The 9,488-nt window shown below is 65.3% G+C and carries 9 protein-coding genes and 1 pseudogene; 4 read left to right on the forward strand and 6 right to left on the reverse strand.

Going from position 1 to position 9,488, the window contains the following annotated elements; all coding sequences use genetic code 11:
• Positions 1-42 precede the first annotated feature (42 nt).
• On the reverse strand, positions 43-1,047 hold the full coding sequence (locus LXM94_RS10865) for a 2-hydroxyacid dehydrogenase (RefSeq protein ID WP_235771286.1): 1,005 nt from the start codon (positions 1,045-1,047) through the stop codon (positions 43-45).
• 180 nt (positions 1,048-1,227) lie between these two features.
• On the opposite strand from LXM94_RS10865, the gene LXM94_RS10870 reads away from it, so the two are divergent.
• The gene (locus LXM94_RS10870) at positions 1,228-1,767 is read left to right on the forward strand and encodes an SH3 domain-containing protein (RefSeq protein ID WP_235771287.1); all 540 of its coding nucleotides are present in this window, start codon (positions 1,228-1,230) and stop codon (positions 1,765-1,767) included.
• Positions 1,768-1,776: 9 nt separating this feature from the next.
• Here LXM94_RS10870 and LXM94_RS10875 read toward each other — a convergent pair whose 3' ends face one another.
• The gene (locus LXM94_RS10875; RefSeq protein WP_235771289.1) at positions 1,777-2,769 is read right to left on the reverse strand and encodes an adenosine kinase; all 993 of its coding nucleotides are present in this window, start codon (positions 2,767-2,769) and stop codon (positions 1,777-1,779) included.
• Positions 2,770-2,883: 114 nt separating this feature from the next.
• Positions 2,884-3,453 carry an elongation factor P gene (efp, locus tag LXM94_RS10880; RefSeq protein ID WP_235771290.1) on the reverse strand — a complete coding sequence of 190 codons (570 nt, stop codon included), beginning with the start codon at positions 3,451-3,453 and terminating at the stop codon, positions 2,884-2,886.
• Between the two features lie 142 nt (positions 3,454-3,595).
• Between efp and epmA the strand changes: the two genes are divergently transcribed.
• Both epmA and LXM94_RS10890 read left to right on the forward strand, forming a co-directional pair.
• Positions 3,596-4,660, forward strand: a complete 1,065-nt coding sequence (gene epmA / locus LXM94_RS10885) for an EF-P lysine aminoacylase EpmA (RefSeq protein ID WP_235771291.1) — start codon at positions 3,596-3,598, stop codon at positions 4,658-4,660.
• Positions 4,657-5,715 carry a lysine-2,3-aminomutase-like protein gene (locus LXM94_RS10890; protein WP_235771292.1) on the forward strand — a complete coding sequence of 353 codons (1,059 nt, stop codon included), beginning with the start codon at positions 4,657-4,659 and terminating at the stop codon, positions 5,713-5,715. The genes epmA and LXM94_RS10890 overlap by 4 nt, the downstream gene beginning before the upstream one ends.
• On the opposite strand, the gene LXM94_RS10895 is transcribed toward LXM94_RS10890, so the two are convergent.
• The 3 genes from LXM94_RS10895 to LXM94_RS10905 all read right to left on the reverse strand — a co-directional run bounded on the left by LXM94_RS10895 (position 5,712) and on the right by LXM94_RS10905 (position 8,901).
• Positions 5,712-6,377 (reverse strand): Fic family protein, encoded by a 666-nt coding sequence (locus LXM94_RS10895; protein WP_235771293.1) that lies wholly within the window; start codon positions 6,375-6,377, stop codon positions 5,712-5,714. The two genes, LXM94_RS10890 and LXM94_RS10895, sit on opposite strands and share 4 nt — an antisense overlap.
• Entirely contained in the window at positions 6,377-6,571 is a 195-nt protein-coding gene (locus LXM94_RS10900) for a hypothetical protein (protein WP_235771294.1), read from the reverse strand. Before LXM94_RS10900 ends, LXM94_RS10895 begins: the two co-directional genes overlap by 1 nt.
• Positions 6,572-6,864: 293 nt before the next feature.
• Positions 6,865-8,901, reverse strand: a complete 2,037-nt coding sequence (locus LXM94_RS10905) for a HAMP domain-containing methyl-accepting chemotaxis protein (protein ID WP_329605605.1) — start codon at positions 8,899-8,901, stop codon at positions 6,865-6,867.
• 280 nt (positions 8,902-9,181) lie between these two features.
• On the opposite strand from LXM94_RS10905, the pseudogene LXM94_RS10915 reads away from it, so the two are divergent.
• Positions 9,182-9,488 (forward strand): annotated as a pseudogene (locus LXM94_RS10915) (sulfate transporter family protein); the annotation flags it as partial.

Below are 9,488 nucleotides of genomic sequence, written 5' to 3' on the forward strand. Positions count from 1 at the left end.
AATACCGGAACACTGCAGGTGATCCGGATGTCACCTGAGACTTCAGCCTCGGCCGGGCAGCACGCGATCCGGCGGCCGATGGCCGTCGAAGAAGGTGCGGATGTTGATGACAACCTTCTCGCCCATGTCGATGCGTCCCTCGATCGTCGCCGAGCTCATATGCGGCAGCAGCACGACCTTGCCTTCGGCGGCGAGCCTGACGAGTTTCGCGTCGACCGCCGGCTCGTGCTCGAAGACGTCGAGACCGGCACCGGCGATCCGGCCCTCGCGCAGACACTTGATGAGGGCCGCCTCGTCGATGATGCCGCCGCGCGCCGTGTTGACGATGTAGCTCGTCGGCTGCAGCAGCGCGAGGCGCCGGGCGGAGAGCAGGTGGTAGGTGGCGGGCGTCGACGGGCAGTTGACGGAAACGATGTCGACGCGCGCCAGCATCTGGTCGAGGCTGTCCCAGTAGGTCGCTTCCAGCGCCTCTTCCGTGTCCGGGTGGACGCGGTTGCGGTTGTGGTAGTGGATCGACAGGCCGAAGGCCTTGGCGCGGCGCGCGACGGCGGTGCCGATTCGTCCCATGCCGATGATGCCGAGGCGTTTCCCCCAGATGCGTCGTCCGAGCATCCATGTCGGCGACCAGCCGGCCCATTCGCCCTTGCGGTCCGTCAGCAGATGCGCCCCCTCGGCAAGCCGGCGCGGCACCGCGAGAATCAGCGCCATCGTCATGTCGGCGGTGTCTTCGGTCAGCACGTTCGGCGTGTTGGTGACGGTGATGCCGCGGCGGGCGGCCGCGTCGACGTCGATGTGGTCGACGCCGTTCGAGAAGCTGGCGATCAGCTTGAGCTGCGGCCCTGCCTGCTCGATGAGCGCCTCGTCGATGCGGTCGGTGACGGTCGGCACCAGCACGTCCGCGCTCTTCACGGCGGCGACGAGTTCCGGCTGCGTGCGCGGGACATCGTCGATGTTGAGTTCCGCGTCGAACAGTTCCCGCATGCGCGTTTCCACCACGTCCGGCAGGCGACGCGTGATGTAGACCCTGGGCTTCCGCTTGTTCGTCATCGATTTAGGGACCGTTCCGTCAACGGGTTGTTAACCAAGATGGGCAAGGATTGCGCCATCAGGGGCAATTTCTACCAGACCCGGCCACGAAGACAATCCGCGCAACGCTGCGGCCGGTGGAATGATGGCGGACGGCGGCCTGGCCGGGAATTGCCTGTCGCGACCGGAACGGATCTTGTCATGCGCAACCACATCCTGCGAATCTGCCTTGCCGCCGTCGCCGGACTGGCGACGGCCTTCACCGCCGTATCCTCGGCGGAGGCCCAGGCCGGCAAGGGGCCGAGCGGCCTGCCGCTGCCGCGCTTCGTCAGCATCAAGGCACGCAGCGTCAATCTGCGCGTCGGACCGAGCATCGATTATGCGATCGCCTGGCGCTACCTGAAGTCCGGCATCCCGGTGGAGATCATCCAGGAATACGACAACTGGCGCCGGGTCCGCGACGCGGACGGCACCGAGGGCTGGGTGAACCAGGCACTGCTCTCCGGCGATCGCACGGCGATCGCCGCTCCCTGGATGCGCGGCAAGGGCGACGACATCTTCGTCAACATGCGCCGTGACGCGCAGTCGACGAGCGCCGTCGTCGCCAAGCTCGCGCCGGGCGTCATCGTGCATGTCGGCGAGTGCAACGGCGACTGGTGCCATGCCGACGTCGACGGAACCGATGGCTGGATCGCCCAGTCGGAGCTCTGGGGCGCCTATCCGGGCGAGGCCTTCAAGTAGCCGCCGGCCTCAGAGCAGGCCGACCTTCTTTCCCGCATCCGCGAGCGAGATCATCGGGCGCGGACCGATCTGCTCGATCACGATGCCGGCAGCCAGGCTGCCGAGGCGCCCGCAGTCGGCAAGCGACCGGCCGTTCGTATAGCCGTAGAGGAAGCCCGCTGCGTAGAGATCGCCGGCGCCGGTCGTGTCCGTGATGCGGCTGACCTCGATCGCATCGACCTTGATGCGCGTGTCGCCCTTCACGATGATCGAACCTTCCTCGCTCATCGTCACGGCGGCGAGCTTGCAGTCCCGGCCGATCTTCGTGAGGGCTTCCTCGAAATCGCCGGTCTCGTAGAGGGCCAGCGCCTCGGCCCGGTTGGCGAAGACGATGTCGATCGTGCCGGAACGCATGAGATCGAGGAATTCGCCGCGATAGCGGTGGACGCAGAAGCTGTCCGACAGCGTCATCGACATTTCGCGCCTGTTTTCATGCGCGATGCGGGCGCATTCGCGGATCGCATCCTTGGCGCGCGGCGGATCCCAGAGATAGCCCTCGAAATAGGTGACCTTGGCATCTGCCACCACGTCCGGCTCGACGTCCTCGGGGCCGAGTTCGACGCAGGCGCCGAGATAGGTGTTCATCGAGCGCTCGCCGTCCTCGGTGACGAAGATCATCGAACGGGCGGTCGGCGGGAAACGATCGAGCGGCTTCGTCTCGAAATGCACGCCCTGGGCGCGGATGTCGTGGGTGAAGATCTCACCGAGCTGGTCATCGGCGACCTTGCCGAAATAGGCGGCGCGCCCGCCAAAATTGGCGACGCCCGCCGCCGTGTTGCCGGCGCTGCCGCCGGACGCCTCGAGAGCCGGCCCCATGCGGGAATAGAGGAATTCGGCACGCTCGGCATCGATAAGGTTCATCGCGCCCTTGATGATGCCGTTGTCGGCAATGAAGCCGTCGTCGCAGCGCGCGATGATGTCGACGATGGCGTTGCCGACCGTCAGCACGTCGAATTTCGTCATGAAGAAACCGTCCGTCTCGTTGGGGTAAGAGCCGGGAGTCGGTCATAACGGATTCTGACGGGTTTGGAAGGGGAAAAGCCGCCCGGGCGAAACGCTGCGGGCGGCCGCGGACCGTCAGTCCTTGGCGCGCTCGACGTAGGAGCCGTCTTCCGTCGCGATCACGACGCGGGTGCCGGCCTGGATGTGCGGCGGAACGAGCGTGCGCACGCCGTTCGACAGCATCGCGGGCTTGTAGGACGAGGACGCCGTCTGGCCCTTGACGACCGGTTCGGTCTCGGTGATCTCCAGCGTCACATGGCGCGGCAGGTCGATCGCGATCGCGATGCCTTCGTGGATCGAGAGGATGACCGCCATGCCTTCCTGAAGATAGGCCTTGAGGTCGCCGATGTCCTCGACGGACATCGTTACCTGGTCGTAGCTTTCCGGGTTCATGAAATGGAAGCCGTCGCCGTCTTCATAGAGGAAGGTGTGCTCGCGGTCCTCGACGAAGGCGCGCTCGACCTGCTCCGTCGTGCGGTAGCGCTCGGAGACCTTCACGCCATCGGAGATGCGGCGCATGTCCACCTGCGTCACCGGCGTACCCTTGCCGGGATGGAAGTTCTGTGCCGTCAGAACCACGTAGAGCTTACCGTCGACGTCGAGCACGTTGCCCTTGCGGACGGAAGAAGCGATGACCTTTACCATAAGTCTTCCTTGTAACTGATCGGGCCGCGTCGTAAGGACGGCTGATGAAGCCCCGGACGCGGCAATGCGGATTGGGGCCGCAACTACCGCATATTCCGGCAAAAGGCCAGCGTGTCGCTCGGAATGCGCCAAGAAACTCGCCATGACCGCAACGCCTCAGAAACCGTCTCCCTGGTGGACACCCGATGTCCATGCCGACCGCCGGCCCTTTCTTGTCGCGCGCAACCGCATCCAGGCGGCACTGAGGGCCTATTTCGCCGAACGGGACTTCGTCGAGGTCGATACGCCGGCGCTGCAGGTCTCGCCCGGCAACGAGGCGCATCTGCACGCCTTCGCCACGCAGGCGGTCGGCCATTCCGGTGCGGTGACGCAACTCTATCTCCACACCTCGCCGGAATTCGCCTGCAAGAAGCTGCTGTCGGCGGGCGAACGGCGCATCGCCTGTTTCGCCCATGTCTGCCGCAACCGTGAACGCGGACCGCTGCACCATCCGGAATTCACCATGCTCGAATGGTACCGCGCGGGCGAGGGCTACGATGTGCTGATGGCGGACTGCGCCGCGATGCTCGCCCTTGCGGCCCGCACCGCCGGCGCCGACCTCTTCCGTCATCGCGGCCGCACCTGCGATCCCTTCGCGGCGCCGGAGCGGCTGACGGTGGCGGACGGTTTCCGGCGCTTCGCCGGCATCGACCTGCTGGCGACGGTAGCGCCCGACGGTGCCTGCGACCTCGGCGGGCTTGCCGCCCGCGCGGCCGATGCGGGGTTTCGCGTCGCGCCGGACGACACCTGGGCCGATCTCTTCAGCCGGGTTCTCGTCGAGCGCGTCGAGCCCGAGCTCGGCTTCGGCCGCGCCACGATCCTTTGCGAATATCCGGTCTCGGAGGCGGCGCTCGCCCGGCCGGCGCCGCACGATCCGCGCGTTGCCGAGCGCTTCGAACTCTATGCCTGCGGCGTCGAGCTCGCCAACGCTTTCGGCGAACTGACCGATGCCGTCGAACAGCGCCGCCGTTTCGAGGCGGAAATGGCGGAGAAGCAGCGGGTCTATGGCGAAACCTACCCGATCGACGAGGATTTTCTCGCTGCGCTGGCGCTGATGCCGGCGGCGAGCGGCATCGCGCTCGGCTTCGACCGTCTGGTGATGCTGGCGACCGGTGCGGCGCGCATCGAGCAGGTGCTCTGGGCGCCCGTCGCGGAGACGGCGCCATGAGCCCGGGCCGGCCGCTGACGACCGTCGACGAACTCGCCGCCGCCGGCCTGCTTGCGCCGGGCCGGTCGCGACAGGCCCTTCATGCGGTCGCGGAGCGCTATGCCGTCGCGGTGACGCCGACGGTTGCCGGGCTCATCGATCGCCACGACCCGGCCGATCCGATCGCCCGCCAGTTCGTTCCCGATGCCGCGGAACTGGCGCTTCTGCCGGAGGAGCGGGCCGATCCGATCGGCGATCTCGTGCACAGCCCGGTGGAGGGCATCGTGCACCGCTATCCCGACCGGGTGCTGCTCAAGGCCGTTCATGTCTGCCCTGTCTATTGCCGCTTCTGCTTCCGTCGCGAGATGGTGGGGCCGGAGGGGCTTGGCACGCTGACGCCGGACGCGCTCGACAGGGCGGTCGGCTATATCGCGGAAAGGCCCGAGGTGTGGGAGGTGATCCTGACCGGCGGCGATCCGCTCGTCCTGTCGCCGCGGCGGCTGGCGGAGATCATGGCGCGGCTCTCGGGGATCGCCCATGTCAAGGTCGTGCGTTTCCACACGCGCGTGCCGGTGGTCGATCCCGCCCGTATCGACGAGGCGCTGGTCGCAGCGCTGAAGACCGCCGGGAAAACGGTTTATGTCGCGCTGCACGCCAACCACCCGCGCGAGATGACGGCCGAAGCGAAGGCCGGTTGCGCCCTGCTGATCGACGCCGGTTTCCCGATGATCAGCCAGACGGTTCTGCTCAGGGGCGTCAACGACGATGCAGCAGTGCTGGCCGAGTTGATGCGGACTTTTGTCGAGAACCGCATCAAGCCCTATTACCTGCATCACCCCGACCTTGCGCCCGGCACCTCGCATTTCCGGCTGTCGCTTGCCGAGGGCCGGGCGATCGTCGATGCCCTGCGCGGTCACGTCTCCGGCCTCTGCCAGCCGACCTATGTGCTCGACATTCCGGGCGGTCACGGCAAGGCGGTGGCGAGCGCCTCCGCCGTCGAGGAAGCAGACGAGGGCTGTTTCCGCGTGCGTGACTTCCGCGGCAATACGCATCGCTATCCACCTCACGACATTTAGTCTTCAAGGCCCTCTTCATTGGATTCATCGCTGACGTCACCGTCCCCAGATGGAGCTGCGCTTTCGAGCTGTTGCGACAGAAGTATGGACACGATTTCGTGAAGTCTACTAAGATCCGGTTGACCTGTACTCTCGAATGAGGAGTCGGCAACTTTCAAGGCGGCAACATAATCTACACGCCTCATACGCAATAGCTCTGGCAAGATGGTCTCACCAGGCAGCCAACTGCCGGCGGCTACACACAGAACAAAATAGCAAGCGGCACGTGCAGTGCGGCCATTCCCATTTATAAATGGATGAATGTAATTAAGGCGCCAAAGCACATATGTCGCGAGTACCACCGGATCGACCTGATCGTCCCAACTACGGTTCACGAAATTCACAAAGTCGTCCATAAGCGGGCCGACTTGATAATGTTCCGGGGGTTGATAGTCGCCTACGTGCACAGGGCAAGGACGGTACTCGCCGGCATTTGTGTGCAGGCACGCAATTGCATGAAAGTTCAGCGCCTTCATGATGTGCTGCGACAGAAATGGCCGCCCTACGTCAAGTGACGCAACCACAAGCGACCTCAAAAAATCGTAATGGCGATTGCCATTGGCAATCGCCATTCGCTGATAAGCTGGATGTTCTTCGCTACGTGTCAGCTCGAACAGGATCACTATGCGCTCTTGCGTCCTTCGATGTCGGCCAGCGCCTTCGTGACTTGGGCACGCGTGAGCGTACTGGAATCGGAAAGCGATCCCATAATAAATGACACTCTCTGCTTGTAAAGCTCTTCCGGCGTCAACTTGCTTCGCGCCGCGGCAATACGTAACGACTTCAGCAGCGACTCTTGGGTTTTAAGGTCCGGCATTAGTGGCTCCTCAAGATCGGTTGTTTTCAGATAACGCCATGAAAACGCTCAATCTTCTTTTTGTTGTTTTCATGGAAACTAGGGCGCAAGCTCGGTGAAGTCAACGCGTCAATAAGCTCATCTCAATGGCACGTCGGTAATGCGTTGATTTCGCTGGAATGTCCCTCGATACGAAACCACTCGAACATGGTAGCTCGACAATACGACCCGAGGATGTTGCGGGGCTGATTTTATGGATCGAGCATCTTCTCCACGAAATAAGAAGTTGAGTGAAACCGACGTACAAGCAGACCTTAAAATTCTTCCCAGTTGCTATCAGACGATTCCTGTTTCACGCCGAGAGCGCCTGCGAGCTTCTGACCGAGCGCCTGCGCCGGGGAGGACACGGGGCGCGACCCTTCGCCTGCCGGCTTGACGTTCCACTGGCCGGGCGAGCGCCGTTCCGGCACCTTCGTAGACGTTGCCGGCATGGCCGGTGTCGCCGTCACGACATGCAGATGGGGCGCGGGGCGCGTGCCATGGCCGACGCCCGCGACGCCACCGGTCGCGCCGACGTTGAAGCGGGAGATGAGGGCGTTCAGCGCGCTCACCTCGGCGGCGAGGCCGTGGCTCGCGGCCGTCGTCTCCTCGACCATGGCGGCATTCTGCTGCGTGCCCTGGTCCATGGTGTTGACGGCGGTGTTGATCTCCTGAAGGCCCGTCGACTGTTCGCGGGCCGCCTCGACGATCGCCTGCACATGGCCGTTGATCTCCTGCACCTCGACGACGATCGTCTGCAGCGCCTGGCCCGTGTCGCCGACGAGCGACACGCCGTTCCTGACCTGCTGGCCGGACGTGGTGATCAGGTCCTTGATTTCCTTGGCGGCCCTGGCGGAGCGCTGGGCGAGTTCGCGCACCTCCTGGGCGACGACCGCGAAGCCCTTGCCGGCCTCGCCGGCGCGCGCCGCCTCGACGCCGGCATTGAGCGCCAGCAGGTTCGTCTGGAAGGCGATGTCGTCGATGACGCCGATGATGTTGGTGATCTCGCCGGACGACTTCTCGATCGCCTGCATCGCCGCGATGGCGCGGCGGACCACTTCGCCCGATTTTTCCGCGCCTGTCCGGGTGCGGGCAACCAGCGAGCCGGCTTCCTCGGCGCGTCTGGTCGAATCCTTGACGGCCGTGGTGATCTCTTCGAGTGCCGCGGCGGTCTGCTCCACGGACGCTGCCTGCTGCTCGGTGCGGCGCGACAGGTCGTCGGCTGCCGCCCGGATCTGGCTGGCGCCGGCATTGATGGCGCGGGCGTTCTCGCCCACCTCGCGCAGCGCATCGTTCAGGCGGCCGACGGAATCGTTGAAATCGACGCGGAGCCTGTCGAGGTCGCCGTCGAAGGGCGTGTCGATGCGGCAGGTCACGTCGCCCGTCGCAAGCCGGCCAAGCGCCTCGCCGAGCGCCTGCACGGCCGCCTGCACCTTGCCGCTGTCGCGGGTGCGCTCGGCGTCGCGGGCCTGCCGGGCGTTCTCGGCGGCGGTACGGTCGGCTTCGGTCTGGCGTTCCAGGCGCTGCCGTTCGGCGGCGTTGTCGCGGAAGACGGCGACGGCGGCTGCCATTTCGCCGATCTCGTCGGTGCGGTCGGCATGGGGAATCTGCGCGGCGGTGTCTCCGGTCGCCAGCCGCTTCATCGCCCCGGCAATGCCGTTGAGCGGGTTCACGACGCGGCGGTTGACGAGGAAGATCGCGGCAGTGGCAAGGCCGACGGACAGGGCGAGCGACACGAGCGTCAGCGTGAAGGCGTTGCCGTGCTCGGCCCGTGCCGTCGCGATGGTCGCGTCGGTGATCGCCTCGTTGCCGGCGATCAGGCCCTGGAGGGCCGCCTCGATCGCCTCGGCCCCGGTCTTCATCGCGCCGTTGTAGACGTCCTGTGCCGGACCCTTGGCGGCGATCGCCGAAAACTGGATGAGCTGTTCGGAATCCCTGAGATAAGTGGCGAGCGTTTCCTTGATGGCGGCCACGGTCTTCGTCGCCTCCGGATCGGCGCTGTTGGCCGCCGCATAGGCGTCGAGCATGCCGCCGAGCGCTACGGCGCGCTCCTTGATCTTGGCCTCGATCGCGGTGATCCGGTCGGGATCCATCGAAAGCAGGTGTTCGGAATAGGTCGCGTTGAGCTCGGAGAACGCGTTGCTGAGCCTCAGGATGGCGCTCATCTGCGGCATGCGCTCGTCGCCGATGCGCTCGATGTGGCCGGTCATCGCGGAGAGCGAACGAAAGGCCACGAGACCCTGAACAATGCCCAGCACCACCATCAGCACGAAGAGGGCAGGCAGGAGCCGGCTGATCCTGAGATTACGCATGACAAGTCCCCAATCGATGTTCTGAATGCCTGGCCGCGATCCGCGCGGACCCGCCACGTCTCGACCCCGCCGTCCCGCCGGGTTGCGACACGATGTCATGCCGGCTTGCGGCGGCACGATCGGCGCGTCATGCGGGACCGGAGGCCAGGACATCCGGGTTTCGTGCGGGAAAGAGTCTAGGCCCGGCCGTTTAACGGGTGCTTAACACAGAGGGCGGGACGCTGCCTTGCGCAACGGTTTTGCGCGCCCTACATGCCGGATTGAAACAGGAGACTGCCGGATGATCCTCGAAGCGGCGCGGCTCTCGCTCGCCAACCTTTTCGCGCCCGAGACGCGCGGCGTGTTCTGGAAGGTCCTGGGGCTGACGGCGCTGGTGCTCGTCGTGCTCTGGTTCGCGCTCCGGGAGAGTTTTCTCGCCTTCGCGATGCCCTGGCTTGCCGCCGCCATGCCCGACGTGCCGGACTGGGCGGGATGGCTCACCTTCGTCCTCGGCATCTTCGCAAGCCTCGGACTGGCGCTGGCGCTCGCCCTGCTTCTCGCGCCGGCCACGGCGATCATCGCCGGTTTCTTCCTCGACGATGTCGCAG

It is taken from the genome of Rhizobium alarense (assembly GCF_021555155.1).
In the GTDB taxonomy this organism is placed as follows: domain Bacteria; phylum Pseudomonadota; class Alphaproteobacteria; order Rhizobiales; family Rhizobiaceae; genus Rhizobium_D; species Rhizobium_D alarense.